Raw genomic sequence first — 13599 nt, 5'->3', positions numbered from 1 at the left:
CTCTTACCTATCCGAAATAAAAATACTTGATCGCAACCGCAAAGAATGGGGTTAAGAACATTAGACTATCTATTCTATCATAAACTCCGCCGTGACCTGGAATAAGTGCAGAACTATCCTTAATTTCACATTGTCTCTTAAGCTTAGATTGAATGAGATCGCCAACTTGGGACATCAAGCCTAGGAATGCAAAGAATATAAACAATTTTACTTCCATTCTTCCAAAGAGAAAGTGAAATGCAATCCCTCCAACAAATGCAGAAGTAAGAGCTCCACCAATAACGCCTTCAATTGTTTTATTTGGGCTTACACTTGGCCAAAGCTTGTGTTTTCCAAAATTCTTACCAAAGAACCATGCTCCAGTATCCATTCCAAAATTTACAAGAAGAAGAACCACTACAAGAGAGATCCACTTGTTGAATTGAAAAATTGAGGCCAAAGACATAAGCGGAAGAAGAATCAATAAAGAAGAAGCAATAGAGTATTTTTTTAACTTTCTTACAACAAAATTTGACTCCATAGGAGTATAGAATAGATAAACTAATAATAATAAGTTTAGAACAAGTCCCGCATTTACAAAGACTCCTAAGAAGTGAGTACTCACATCAATGAGATTAAAATAAATAAACGGTAAAATTAGAACAAGATGAGATAATAGATAATTTACACTTTTTCTAGAGCCTTTGAAAAAATTAACAAATAGCTCATCAATACTTATTACTCCAGTGACAAGAATGAATAGTAATGTTGTTCTCGTTCCAAAGTAGAGGCAAACTCCTACGATAAAGGCTAAAACAAGGGCAGAGAAAATTCTTTTCTGAGTATTAGACATGAGAATATACCTTAAAGGTTAGTAATAATTTCTTTATTTTCTACGGCCATCAACTTTGATGTCTGTAAATCGGAAGAACATACATTACCAAATCTTCTCTCGCGCTTAGATACAAATTCCACAATCTTTCTAAACTCTACTCTTGTAAAGTCTGGCCACTTCGTTTCTGTAAAATAAAGTTCAGCGTAAGCTGACTGCCAAAGAAGAAAGTTTGATATTCTTTGATCACCACCAGTTCTAATCATTAAATCGACATCACCAAGATGTGGCATGAGTAAATATGACTGAAGGAGCTCTTCCGTTAACTCCTTCCCAGGATTTTCTTTTATAAAATTATTTGCAGCTTGAACAATCTCATCTCTCCCACCATAGCCAAAAGCAAAAGTAAGCTTAAGTCCGGTGTTTGAATTTGATTCTTCTTCTAAATCTTTTATTAAAGACTTCGTTTTCTCAGGTAATTTTGATGTATCACCCATGACCTTAAATTGAATATTATTCTTAAGGATTCTACTTCTTTCTTTTAAGAGAAACTTCTTTAATAACTTAAAGAGAACTGTAACTTCTCCGAGAGGTCTGCTCCAATTCTCTGTTGAAAATGCATATAAAGTTAACGCTTGCACGCCAAGATCATCGGCCTCCTCAACTATATTCGAAACAATTTTAGAGCCACGAATATGCCCCCAAATACGCTCATGAGAGCGGCACTGAGCCCAGCGCCCATTACCGTCCATTATTATAGCAATATGTTTGAGTTTTGCTTTATCCATTTTAAATTGAAAGTAGCTCTTTTTCTTTTGCCTCTATAATCACGTCAACTTCTGCGACATACTTATCAGTAATTGTCTGAATCTCAGCTTGAAATTTCTTTGAATCATCTTCTGAAATCTCTTTTGCCTTTTCAGCTTTCTTTACAACTTCATTTTGATCACGACGAGAGTTTCTGATTCCAATTTTTGCATCTTCGCCACTCTTCTTAATCTCTTTAACTTGCTCTTTTCTTCTCTCTTCCGTTAGGGCCGGAAAAGGAATTCTGATTAAGTTCCCATCATTTGATGGAGTAAGACCAAGATTTGCTCCTAGGATAGCTTTTTCGATAGCAGCGATCATCGTTTTATCGAATGGTTGAATCTGTAGAAGTCTTGCTTCCGGTGTACTAATTTGTCCAACTTGAGCTACTGCTGTAGCTGAACCATAGTAATCAACAGACACCCCGTCTAGAACACTAGCTGACGCTCTACCAGTTCTAACTTTCGTTAATTGATGCTTAAGTGAATCAATTGATTTTGTCATTTGAGTATTTAATGTCGACTTAATTTCATCCATCATATATTCTTCTCCATTAATTCCTAACTATAGTTCCAATAGTATCTCCAATAACGGCTTTTTGAACATTACCCTTATCGAACATATTGAAAACAATAATCTCAATTTCATTATCCATACACAATGAAATTGCTGCAGAATCCATTACTTTTATACCTTTATTTAGTACATCAATATACTTTAATTCATCAAACTTTACAGCGTCTTTATGTTCCATTGGATCTTTGTCATAGATCCCATCAACTTTTGTCGCCTTCATGATGACATCAGCATCAATTTCATTGGCACGAAGCGCCGCAGCAGTGTCAGTTGTAAAGTACGGGTTACCTGTACCAGCTGCAAATATTATAACTCTCTTCTTTTCTAAATGTCTCACAGCGCGGCGGCGAATATAGGGTTCCGCTATCTCTGCCATCTCTATTGCCGACATTACTCTTGTACTAATTTCTTTTCTTTCTAAACAGTCCTGAATGGCCAAGGAATTAATAACTGTTGCGAGCATCCCCATGTGATCAGAAGTCGTTCTATCCATTCCCTTCGTTGCTCCAGCAACTCCTCTGTGAATATTTCCACCACCGATTACAATTGCGACTTCAACACCCATTTTATGTAAGTTTTTAACTTCATCACAAATTTGGTTTAAAATCTCGTTACAAACGCCACCACCTTTGTCGCCAGCAAGTGCTTCCCCAGATAACTTCAAAAGAATTCTATTATATTTCACGTGCGCTCCAATATTTGAAAGTAGATCAAAAAAAAGGGGACAATTAAAGTCCCCTTTATTTTTTTAAATTTTGTAAGACCTAGTGCCCACTCGTCATTTTTGCAACTTCATCAGCAAGGTTATCTTCTTTCTTTTCGATACCTTCACCAAGATTTAGTTTGTGGAATGACTTAACAGTAATTGTTCCACCAACTTTTGAAGCTGTTTCAGCAACAAGTTTCTTAATACTTAAATCAGGGTTCTTGATAAAAGCTTGCTCAAGAAGACAAACTTCTTTAGCTAGTTTTCCAAGTTTACCTAGAACGATTTTTTCAATCATATCAGCAGGCTTCCCTTCTTCTTTCAATTGCGCTCTATAAACTTCAGCTTCTCTTTCTTTAAAGCTTTCATCAATATCATCTCCACTTAAGAAAGTTGGAGCTGCTGCAGCAACGTGCATAGAAATATCTTTTGCAAGTTCAGCCACTTCAGGAGCATCTGCTTTATCAGTTTCAAGATCAACAAGTACACCAATCTTTCCACCGTGGTTATAAGAACCTAAAAGTCCAGAAGTTGAAAGAGATACTAATCTTCTAGCGTCTACTTTCTCTCCACACTTCATAGTTAATTCTGTGATAGCTGCTTCTTTAGCAGATTTTAATTCATCAACAGATCCGGCTTTATTTGAAAGAGCAAACTCTGCCATACTTTTCGCGAAACCTTGGAAGTCATCGCCCTTAGAAACAAAGTCTGTTTCACAGTTTACTTCTAAGATTACTCCATTATTACCATCGATAAGAGTAACAACAGCACCTTCAGCAGCTACACGGCTAGCTTTCTTTGCCGCCTTAGCTAAACCTTTAGTTCTTAGGTAATCAACAGCTGCTTCTAAGTCACCATTAACTTCAGTTAATGCTTTCTTACAGTCCATCATACCTGCGCCAGTTTTCTCTCTTAGCTCTTTTACATCTTTTGCAGAAATTGCCATTTTTTATTCTCCACTATATCAATTAAAAATTAATTATTCTTCGTCACCTTTAAGATCGATATCATTTTCGTACTTTGAAATGATTTCTTTTTCTAAAGTTGTGTCTCTAGCAGTCTTTGTATCTTTAGAAAGCTTTCCTGTTTTCTTAGCTTGTCCAAGACCTTCGTTAACTGCACTTGCAAAGTAATCTGCAAATAGAGAAACAGACTTAATTGCATCATCGTTACCTGGAACAACAAAATCAATTCCATCTGGGCTACAGTTTGTATCTGTGATAGCAACTACAGGAATACCTAGTACGTTTGCTTCTTGAACAGCAATTCTCTCAGAGTTAGGATCAACAACAAATAAAGCTCCTGGGATCTTTCTCATGTCTTTGATTCCACCAAGGTTTTTCTCTAGCTTGATTACGTCTTTTTCAATTTTAGATCTTTCTTTCTTTGTTAGAAGTCCGAAGTCACCAGTTTCTTTCATTTTTTCTACTTTTCTAAGCTTATCAACTGAAAGAGTAATTGTTTTATAATTAGTAAGCATTCCACCTAGCCATCTATAAGTAACGTGGTTAGCTCCACAGCTAATTGCTGCATTTCTAACTGTTTCAGAAGCTTGTCTCTTAGTTCCTACGAAAAGAACTGGCTTACCTTCTGAAGATACTTTCTTAAGAAAGTCATATGCTTGCTTTGCTGCTGGAATTGTCTTTCCAAGGTCAACAATGTAGATTCCGTTTCTTTCACCAAAAACATATTTCTTCATTTTTGGATTCCACTTGTGAGTCTGGTGACCAAAGTGTGCTCCTGCAGATAATAGATCTTGGATTTTTAATTCATTAGACATGTTTACTCCTAGGTTGGTTAGTCTAATCCCTCAAGCTACCAATTGGTAGACCTTCCCGAGAGGGAATGTTTATTTTGCACGATTGCAATTAAGTGATTTTAAATAGCATAGAGATCATAATGCTTCAAGGTGTAAATGACCACCTAAAAGCATTATTTGCTGACTAAAAACTATATTTTACAAGCTATCTGACGCAGCGAGAACTTTACGAGGTTTTGACCCCTGAGCTGGTCCCACTATTCCTTTCGTTTCCATCTCTTCAATAAGGTTTGCCGCCCTATTGTAGCCAATTCTAAGTCTTCTTTGGAGCATTGATGCCGAAGCAGATCTCGACTCCATCACAATTCTAAGGGCTTGATTATACATATCATCATCAGAGCTCGTACTATCTGGAGCTACGACGTGAGAGCCATAAGTGTACTCATCAGTTTCCACTTCTCCACCATTTTCTAAAAACTCCATCGCGTTTTCATTAAAGTCTTGTGGCAGCTGACTCAGTTCTTCCGTCAAAACTTCAATCTCGGCCTCATCTACAAAAGATGAATGAACACGAGTCATTTCAACTCCGCGCTTATAAAGCATATCCCCTTTTCCGAGTAGCTTTTCAGCCCCCATCTTATCTAGAATTGTTCTTGAGTCGGTAGAAGATGTTACTCTAAATGAAACTCGTGTTGGAAAATTTGATTTTATCACACCTGTAATTACATCAACTGATGGACGTTGAGTTGCTAGAACTAAGTGAACTCCGGCGGCTCTAGCCTTTGCTGCAAGTCTAGCAATATTCATCTCAATTTCTTTTCCTGCTTTTGTAAGAATTAAGTCTGCAAATTCATCAACCACTACCACTAAGCATGGTAGTTCGTACTCGTCTGCTCCAGAGTCTTCATAGTACTGGTGAATTTTAGCAATCATCGCAGGTCCAGCAGTTTTCAACTTTTCGTTAAATCCTGCAATATTTCTAACTCCAAATTCTTTTAAAATAGAATATCTTCTCTCCATTTCTTGAACGGCCCAAAGAAGAGCAATCGAGGCAGTTTTTGCATCCGTTACCACTGGCATTACTAAATGCGGAAGCTTTGAATAAACAGCAAGTTCAAGCTGTTTTGGATCAATAAGAATTAACTTCATTTGTCTTGGGGATTTCTTAACTAATAGTGAGACAAGAAGTGAGTTAATAAAAACAGACTTACCTGCTCCTGTTGCCCCAGCTACAAGCATATGTGGCATGGCCGCTAAATCTACGACAAATGTGTCTCCAAAAGCATCTTTTCCCATAGCAACTGGAAGCATTGTCTTTGAATCTTTAAAATCTTGAGAATCAAGAACTTCGTCTAGATAGATAATTTCCCTAGGGTTTCTAGGTACTTCGATCCCAATTGTTGTTCTACCCTTCATTGGATATACAATTCTAATAGGTGCCCCATATAAGGCCATTGATAAATCTTCGGTAACACCAGTTACTTTTGAAACTTTAATACCAGACCCAAGTTCTAATTCGAATGTATCAACTACTGGCCCTTTCAGAACATTGATAATGAGTCCATCAATTTTAAATTCAGAGAGTTTTTCTTCAATTATATCTGTGATCTCGTCAAAGTATTTATCATCAGGGTGACCAACTCTCTTCACGTCTTTCTTTTTAGAGATTGTTTTTACTAATGAGTAGTACTGACTTTCTTCTGGTGCTCCAGCATTAGAATTTTTAAGCTTATAAGGGCTCGTTGATGAGGCCATTCTCACCACTCCACCACCGGGAGCTGATTTGTCTTCGTTAATAACTGAATGACTTACTTTTTCTTCGTTTTTTTCTATTGGAGTTACATCTTCAACATCATCACTTCCAGAATCCTTCTTAAAAAAAGATGCAATTGAAGACTTTTCCTTTTCTACTTCTACGCTTGGAGATGGCTTTTCTGCCTGCTCCATTCTCTGAGCAAATGCTGGTTTTTCATCAGATTTTGCTTCTCCCTTAAGAAGTAAAGGTACTTTTGTTTTAACTTTAGAAACAAAGTCCTCACTTTTATTTTGTAATCTATTATTTATTTCAGAAGGAGAAATTTGAGCAGAGGCCTTTGCCACTTTAGAAGGAGCATTTTTTAAAAAGTCTATTATTGAAAAAACACTATCTTTAAAAGACTCTCTAAAAGAGCCAGCCAAGAAGCCTACAAGACAAAAAGCTGTACATAAGAAAATCATCATTCCTGAAAAGTTATTCTCAAGGACATAGAAAATTCCTGCTCCCATAAAGCTTGGATAAACTAAATAAGTGCAAAATAAGAAAGTTCCAAAAAGTGTTAGAGCATTAAAAGCATCTAAAAGTGACTCTCTCTTTGAAAAAACAAAAGTGTAAAGAAGAGCAAAGAAGAAGAACGGAAGAAAAATCCAAGGACCTGTATAATAGCCAACAAGCGCAACCAAAGTAGTTAAGTAATAACTAAAGAAGTTAACATCACTAGACCCTGATGAAATAAGAAAGAAGTTGTCTGGCAGGACATCAGAGAAGTAATACGCATAGAAAGCGATTAAAGTAATAAAGAATAAGCCTATAAGTTGTATTTTTAGTATTTTAGAGATCATATAACTATTGTATCGCGCAAGAGATTGCACTAAAAGAAAAAACTGCGAAGTTACTTAAGAAAGAAGAGAATTTAGACTTACACGACTCGGGCTCCTGCCCTCGCTGTATTGCTTAGAATCATTTGCTCCTGCAAATGCTTTAGACAAAAAAAAAGCTCATCCGAAGATGAGCTTTTTAAATAATGGGTGCATCGTGCTAGCCTCACACCAAGTCCCCCTGGCACTACTTTCGCCGCTGACGAGCTTGACTTCTGAGTTCGGGATGGGATCAGGTATTTCCTCGTCGCTATCGACACACCCAAACTGATTTTAACAATTTAGATATGGACTCTTTAATACTACTCGTGGCAAACAGAGTCAACTCCACCACGAAAATTTTATCAATCATCTTTGGCATTCTCAAAACAAAACCAAATAGAAGTGAACCTAAAATAAAATAGATAAAAGCAAAACGACAAATTAGTATTGGTCAGCTCAATGCATTACTGCACTTACACCCCCAACCTATCAAGCTCGTGGTCTACAAGCTGTCTAATAGAAATCTTATCTTGAAATGGGCTTCCCACTTAGATGCTTTCAGCGGTTATCCTTTCCGAACTTAGCTACCCGGCGGTACATCTGGCGACATAACCGGTACACCATAGGTTCGTCCAACCCGGTCCTCTCGTACTAAGGTCAGATTTTCTCAAATTTCTTACGCCCACGGAGGATAGAGACCGAACTGTCTCACGACGTTCTGAACCCAGCTCGCGTACCGCTTTAATAGACGAACAGTCTAACCCTTGGGACCTGCTCCAGCCCCAGGATGCGATGAGCCGACATCGAGGTGCCAAACCTCCCCGTCGATGTGAACTCTTGGGGGAGATCAGCCTGTTATCCCCGGAGTACCTTTTATCCGTTGAGCGATGGCCCTTCCACTCGGAACCACCGGATCACTAACACCGTCTTTCGACCCTGCTCCACATGTATGTGTTGCAGTCAAGCTCGCTTATGCGTTTACACTCTACAGCCGGTTTCCATTCGGCTTGAGCGAACCTTTGTGCGCCTCCGTTACTCTTTAGGAGGCGACCGCCCCAGTCAAACTGCCCACCAGACATTGTCCCCCGACCCGATCAGGATCGTAGGTTAGGATTTCAATTAACAAAGGGTGGTATTTCAAGGATGTCTACTCCTACACCGGAATGCAGGGATCAAAAACTCCCACCTATCCTACGCAATGTTAATCAAAACCCAATGTCAAGCTACAGTAAAGGTTCACGGGGTCTTTTCGTCCTTCCGCGGGTTGCGCGTATCTTCACGCGCACTCCAATTTCGCTGGGCCTCTAGTTGAGACAGTGGGGAAGTCGTTACGCCATTCGTGCAGGTCGGAACTTACCCGACTAGGAATTTCGCTACCTTAGGACCGTTATAGTTACGGCCGCCGTTTACTGGGGCTTCAATTCGAAGCTTCGCCCGAAAGCTAACCTCTCCTCTTAACCTTCCAGCACCGGGCAGGCGTCAGTCCATATACATCCTCTTACGAGTTTGCATAGACCTATGTTTTTGATAAACAGTCGCTACCCCCTCTTCACTGCGACCTCGTTCAGCTTCACCAGCAAGTGATGTCACCAAGCAAGGCGTGCCTTCTCCCGAAGTTACGGCACCAATTTGCAGAGTTCCTTAACTAGAGTTCTCCCAAGCGCCTGAGAATTCTCTTCTCATCTACCTGTGTCGGTTTACGGTACGGATTGATATCTATCTCCATGCGAAGCTTTTCTAGGAAGCATAGGATCACAAACTTCGGGCTAGGCCCTCGTCATCAAGTCTCAGAGTTAACAAGATCCCGGATTTACCTAAGATCTCCTCCTACGCTCTTAAACCAACATCCAACAGTTGGCTTTGCTACCTTTCTCCGTCACTCCTTCATGTCAAGCGACAAATACCAAGTACGGGAATATTAACCCGTTGTCCATCGATTACGCCTTTCGGCCTCACCTTAGGATCCGACTAACCCTGGACGGAGTCACCTGGTCCAGGAACCCTTAGATTTTCGGCGGAAATGATTCTCACATTTCTTATCGCTACTCATGCCGCCATCAGCTCTTGTGATGCCTCCAACGCTCCTTGCCGGTACGTCTTCATCAGTAAACACAATGCTCTCCTACCAATTACCGAAGTAATTTCGAAGTTTCGGTACGTATCTTTAGCCCCGTTACATTTTCGGCGCAGAACCACTAGTCCAGTGAGCTATTACGCTTTCTTTAAAGGATGGCTGCTTCTAAGCCAACCTCCTGGATGTCAGAGTAGTTCCACAACCTTTCCCACTTAGATACGATTTAGGGACCTTAACTGTCGATCTGGGCTCTTTCCCTTTCGACCATGGACCTTAGCATCCATAGTCTCACTGCTTGACTGTACTTAACGGTATTCTGAGTTTGATATGGTTTGGTAAGTCGGTAAACCCCCTAGCCAATTCAGTGCTGTACCCCCGTCAGTAATCATCAAACGCTGCACCTAAATGCATTTCGGAGAGAACCAGCTATCACGGAATTTGATTGGCCTTTCACCCCTTACCACAAGTCATCCCAACAGTTTTCAACCTATATGGGTTCGGTCCTCCACGAAGTATTACCTCCGCTTCAACCTGCTCATGGCAAGCTCATCCCGTTTCGGGTCTACGACATGCAACTAATCGCCCTATTCAGACTCGGTTTCCCTACGGCTACACCTGCGACGGCTTAACCTTGCTACACACCGTAACTCGGCGGCTCATAATGCAAAAGGTACGTGATCAGGCTTTACAATAGCCCTTTCACCGATTGTAAGCATATGGTTTCAAGTTCTATTTCACTCCCCTTATCGGGGTTCTTTTCATCTTTCCCTCACGGTACTAGTTCACTATCGGTCAGCAAGGAGTATTTAGCCTTGGAAGGTGGTCCTCCCAGATTCAGACAGAATTTCTCGTGTTCCGTCCTACTCAGGATACCTCTCGGTCAATCAAACTTTCGGGTACGAGACTTTCACTCTCTTTGGTCGTGCTTCCCAACACGTTCCCCTAGCCTTCATGAATCCTAAATGAGGTCCTACAACCCCGGGCAGTAAACTGGCCGGTTTGGGCTGGTCTGCGTTCGCTCGCCGCTACTAGCAGAATCTCAATTGATTTATTCTCCTGCAGGTACTTAGATGTTTCAGTTCCCTGCGTTCACTCTATCATGGCTACTTTACTCACCATGTAGTCACTAGCATTTCTGCTAGCGGGGTTACCCCATTCGGAAATCTAAGAGTCAAAGCGTACTTGATCACTCGTCTTAGCATATCGTTACCTAGTAAACGTCCTTCATCGCCTCTTGCTGCCAAGATATCCACCATATGCCCTTAGTAGCTTTTATCTATCTAAAGTTTTTACACAAGTTTTTAAATTTTCTTGGTTTGAATTTTATTTTTATTTTAGGTTCTCGTCTTCTATCTGATTCTGTTATGAGAATGTTAAAGATCTATGCTGTTATTTTTTAAAATACTCGTTAAAGTACTTTGAAAAATAACAACTATAAGAGTTGAAAGATGAAAAAAGATCCCAAAAGCATAAGTGCTCCTTGACCGGTCATAGAACAGCAAGCTGTTCAATTCCTTTAAAAGGAGGTGATCCAGCCGCAGGTTCCCCTACGGCTACCTTGTTACGACTTCACCCCAGTCATCGGTCCGACCGTAGGCGCTCCCCTCTGCAAGCAGTTAGGGCCACGACTTCAGGTAAGACCAACTCCCGTGGTGTGACGGGCGGTGTGTACAAGGCCCGGGAACGTATTCACCGGAGCGTGCTGATCTCCGATTACTAGCGATTCCAACTTCATGGAGTCGAGTTGCAGACTCCAATCCGGACTGAGATGCACTTTTTGAGATTTGCTCACTGTTGCCAGGTCGCGTCCCTTTGTATGCACCATTGTATTACGTGTGTAGCCCTAGACATAAGGGCCATGAGGACTTGACGTCATCCCCACCTTCCTCCCGGTTAGCCCGGGCAGTCTCCCTAGAGTGCCCAACTTAATGCTGGCAACTAAGGATAGGGGTTGCGCTCGTTGCGAGACTTAACCCAACATCTCACGACACGAGCTGACGACAGCCATGCAGCGCCTGTCACTGAATTCTCCGAAGAGCACTCCGATGTTTCCATCAGATTCTCAGGATTTCAAGCCTAGGTAAGGTTCTGCGCGTTGCTTCGAATTAAACCACATAATCCACCGCTTGTGCGGGCCCCCGTCAATTCCTTTGAGTTTTAGTCTTGCGACCGTACTCCCCAGGCGGTGCACTTAATGCGTTAGCTACGACACTGAAGGGGTCAAACCTCCAATATCTAGTGCACATCGTTTACGGCGTGGACTACCAGGGTATCTAATCCTGTTTGCTACCCACGCTTTCGCGCCTCAGCGTCAATACTCGTCCAGGAAGGCGCCTTCGCCTCTGGTGTTCCTTCGCATCTCTACGGATTTTACCCCTACATGCGAAATTCCCCTTCCCTCTCCGAGATTCTAGATTATCAGTTTCAGACGCAGTTTCGGGGTTGAGCCCCGAGATTTCACATCTGACTTAACAATCCGCCTGCGCGCGCTTTACGCCCAATAAATCCGAACAACGCTTGCACCCTTCGTATTACCGCGGCTGCTGGCACGAAGTTAGCCGGTGCTTCCTTTGAAGGTACCTTCAAATATAAGGCCTATTGGACCCTATACCATTATTCCCTTCTGACAGAGCTTTACAACCCGAAGGCCTTCCTCACTCACTCGGCATTGCTGCGTCAGGGTTTCCCCCATTGCGCAATATTCCCCACTGCTGCCTCCCGTAGGAGTCTGGACCGTGTCTCAGTTCCAGTGTGACTGATCATCCTCTCAGACCAGCTAAGCATCGTAGTCATGGTAAGCCATTACCTCACCATCAAACTAATGCTACGCAGGCTCATCATTTGGTAAGTGCTTCCAAGGAGAGGCACTCTTTCTACTGCTACTTTCAAAATTGCAGTACGTATGCGGTATTAGCCAGAATTTCTTCTGGTTATCCCCCGCCAAATGGTAGATCACCTACGTGTTACTCACCCGTGCGCCACTCTAATCACTTCCGAAGAAGCTTTCTCGTACGACTTGCATGTGTTAGGCATGCCGACAGCGTTCGTTCTGAGCCAGGATCAAACTCTCCAAGCAAATATGAACTGTTGTCTTCATTAAAATTTAAAAATTAAAAATTGATATACAGTGCTCTAAATCTTCCAAATAAATTTGGCTCTTGGCTTTTGGAATTCTACGTTACTAACTTCAACTGTTTACAGCATCCAAGATTTAGTTACGCCAAGACTTTAATTAGCACTTATACTATTTTTGGGATCTTCTCATCTTGATATTCAGCCGAAGCTTCATATCTTTAACTATTATTCGAATTTTAAAGAGCCGAAACTAAATCAAGAAATGGTGGAGATGACAGGAGTTGAACCTGCGACCCCTTGCGTGCAAAGCAAGTGCTCTCCCAACTGAGCTACACCCCCGTGCTTTCCAAAACTTGTTGTTTCGATGTGAGACGTAATTTATGAGTTTCCTGTTCACCTGTCAACAAAGAATTTAAATTAATTTGTGTTTTTTTGATTTTTTTTCCATAATTCTACTAGGTGATTTTGTTGACTTAAGTCTGTATTAATAAAGGCCATTAGTCGACACTACTAATCACTATAAAAAACATTTAAAAATAGCAGGTTTTATGAAATTTCGTCTTCTTTTTCCAGTTCTCCTCAGTCTTCTTTTTACTAGTTGTAGTGAAAAAGAAAAAAACATTATCCCTAATGAAATAAATGTATCAAAAAACATTACTTCAAAGGACCTAAAGGTCAATGATAATGGGCTTTCCCAAGAGTCTGTCATATTAAAAACAGCAAAGGGAAATATAGTTATTAAACTCTATCCACATGAAGCTCCAAACACTGTAACTCGCTTTCTACAGCTGGTTCAGGAAGGTTTTTATGATGGTTTAAAGTTTCATAGAGTGCATCCAAAATTTCTTATACAAACTGGAGATCCTACAGGAACAGGTAACGGTGGAAGCGGTGAAAAACTTAAGGCTGAATTTAATAAACTTCAACACATTAAAGGAACTGTCGCAATGGCAAGAAAGCCGGAGGATATTGATAGTGCAGATTCACAATTCTATATCTCTTTAACAACACTGAATCATCTGGACTCTAATTACACTGTCTTTGGACAAGTTGTTGATGGGCTTGAAACTTTAGATCGAATCAACTTAAACGATAAGATTATTACAATTTCAATTCAGTTATAAAAGCTAATCTCTTATAAACTCATTCTTTATAACGACTTAAATGCATAGAGA

General features: G+C 40.7%; 8 protein-coding genes, 1 tRNA gene and 3 rRNA genes. 1 reads left to right on the top strand and 11 read right to left on the bottom strand.

The genetic code is table 11. The annotated features are described in order from the left end of the window. Positions 1 to 7 precede the first annotated feature (7 nt). From CES88_RS09635 to CES88_RS09585, 11 genes are all read right to left on the bottom strand, one after another. Positions 8 to 832, bottom strand: coding sequence for a phosphatidate cytidylyltransferase (locus CES88_RS09635; protein ID WP_290733791.1), 825 nt, complete (start codon positions 830 to 832; stop codon positions 8 to 10). Between the two features lie 11 nt (positions 833 to 843). Next, positions 844 to 1599 carry a polyprenyl diphosphate synthase gene (gene uppS, locus CES88_RS09630; protein WP_290733789.1) on the bottom strand — a complete coding sequence of 252 codons (756 nt, stop codon included), beginning with the start codon at positions 1597 to 1599 and terminating at the stop codon, positions 844 to 846. A 1-nt stretch (position 1600) separates the two neighbouring features. Beyond that, positions 1601 to 2158 (bottom strand): ribosome recycling factor, encoded by a 558-nt coding sequence (frr, locus tag CES88_RS09625; protein ID WP_290733787.1) that lies wholly within the window; start codon positions 2156 to 2158, stop codon positions 1601 to 1603. 13 nt (positions 2159 to 2171) lie between these two features. Continuing rightward, the gene (gene pyrH / locus CES88_RS09620; RefSeq protein ID WP_290733785.1) at positions 2172 to 2879 is read right to left on the bottom strand and encodes a UMP kinase; all 708 of its coding nucleotides are present in this window, start codon (positions 2877 to 2879) and stop codon (positions 2172 to 2174) included. Positions 2880 to 2958: 79 nt separating this feature from the next. Then, complete coding sequence (gene tsf, locus CES88_RS09615) at positions 2959 to 3846, bottom strand: translation elongation factor Ts (RefSeq protein ID WP_290733784.1); 888 nt, start codon at positions 3844 to 3846, stop codon at positions 2959 to 2961. A 33-nt stretch (positions 3847 to 3879) separates the two neighbouring features. Then, positions 3880 to 4680, bottom strand: coding sequence for a 30S ribosomal protein S2 (rpsB, locus tag CES88_RS09610; RefSeq protein WP_290733782.1), 801 nt, complete (start codon positions 4678 to 4680; stop codon positions 3880 to 3882). A gap of 177 nt (positions 4681 to 4857) precedes the next feature. Continuing rightward, positions 4858 to 7257, bottom strand: coding sequence for a DNA translocase FtsK (locus CES88_RS09605; RefSeq protein ID WP_290733780.1), 2400 nt, complete (start codon positions 7255 to 7257; stop codon positions 4858 to 4860). Between the two features lie 183 nt (positions 7258 to 7440). After that, positions 7441 to 7557 (bottom strand): 5S ribosomal RNA (gene rrf, locus CES88_RS09600). Between the two features lie 138 nt (positions 7558 to 7695). Then, positions 7696 to 10625, bottom strand: a 23S ribosomal RNA gene (locus CES88_RS09595). Positions 10626 to 10868: 243 nt separating this feature from the next. Beyond that, a 16S ribosomal RNA gene (locus CES88_RS09590) occupies positions 10869 to 12425 on the bottom strand. The 16S, 23S and 5S rRNA genes sit together here with 1 tRNA gene alongside, the layout of an rRNA operon. A gap of 262 nt (positions 12426 to 12687) precedes the next feature. After that, positions 12688 to 12763 (bottom strand) — tRNA-Ala (locus tag CES88_RS09585). A 209-nt stretch (positions 12764 to 12972) separates the two neighbouring features. Here CES88_RS09585 and CES88_RS09580 point away from each other — a divergent pair. After that, on the top strand, positions 12973 to 13548 hold the full coding sequence (locus CES88_RS09580) for a peptidylprolyl isomerase (RefSeq protein WP_290733778.1): 576 nt from the start codon (positions 12973 to 12975) through the stop codon (positions 13546 to 13548). Positions 13549 to 13599: the final 51 nt, after the last annotated feature.

This window comes from Halobacteriovorax sp. JY17 (genome assembly GCF_002753895.1).
Lineage (GTDB): Bacteria > Bdellovibrionota > Bacteriovoracia > Bacteriovoracales > Bacteriovoracaceae > Halobacteriovorax.
The sequence above is the reverse complement of the archived record's forward strand: the minus strand, read 5'-3'. Positions and strand labels throughout refer to the sequence as shown.